Origin of the sequence: Geodermatophilus maliterrae, from assembly GCF_041018925.1 — a bacterium.
Classification (GTDB): domain Bacteria; phylum Actinomycetota; class Actinomycetes; order Mycobacteriales; family Geodermatophilaceae; genus Geodermatophilus; species Geodermatophilus maliterrae.
On the sequence record NZ_JBFNXQ010000227.1, the window covers coordinates 1 to 712 of the forward strand.

Annotated in this window: 1 pseudogene; it reads right to left on the bottom strand. The window is 73.3% G+C overall.

What is annotated here, in order from left to right:
- Positions 1–659, bottom strand: a pseudogene (locus ABQ292_RS26605) (transposase); the annotation flags it as partial.
- Between the last annotated feature and the right edge of the window lie 53 nt (positions 660–712).

Genomic DNA, 712 nt, shown 5'->3' on the forward strand with positions numbered 1-712 from the left:
AGGAGGGGCGCAGCAGCTCGGCGCCGCGGGCGTGCAGATAGTCGTCGAGTTCGGCGGAGACGTCGGCCCTTGTCGGCGAGCAGCAGCAGTCCCGGCCGGGCGGCCAGCAGCGGCTGGTCGTGATCGAGCATGGCCATGAGCACCTGGCGCTCATCGAGGCCGGGTGGGGCCAGCGCCCAGGTGATCGGCAGCCCGGCGGGTGTGCACACCAGGTGCAGCCGCAGTCCCCAGAACCAGCGGGAGTGTGAGCGGCACCAGCCGTAGCCGGCCGTGCCGGCCAGCGCCGAGCGCAGCGCGGCCGGGCGGGAGCGGGCGCATTCCACCGGGGTGGAGTCGACCAGCCAGACCGAGTCGGTCCACAGGTCGGTGTCGGCCGCCAGCATCCGGATGAGGCGGTTGAGCTGCGGCAGCGCCGCGCGCAGCCGCTTGTTGTAGCCCGATTGGCCGGGCAGGTACGAGAAGGCGCCGGGCAGCGCGGCGGGCACCAGCCGTAGCCAGCGGGCCTCGGAGCGCACGCCGAGCAGCACCTGGGCCACGGCGAGGGTGAGCAGTTCGGAGTCGGTCAGCCGCGGGCGGCGTCCGGCGCGCACGCGAGGGGCCAGGTGGTCGTCGATGCGGACGTAGAGTGCGGTCAGGAGGGTGTTGAGGTCGGTCGTCACAACCCGAGCCTGAACACCCTCCGTCCGCGTCTACAGCGCCCTTCGACCTCCCG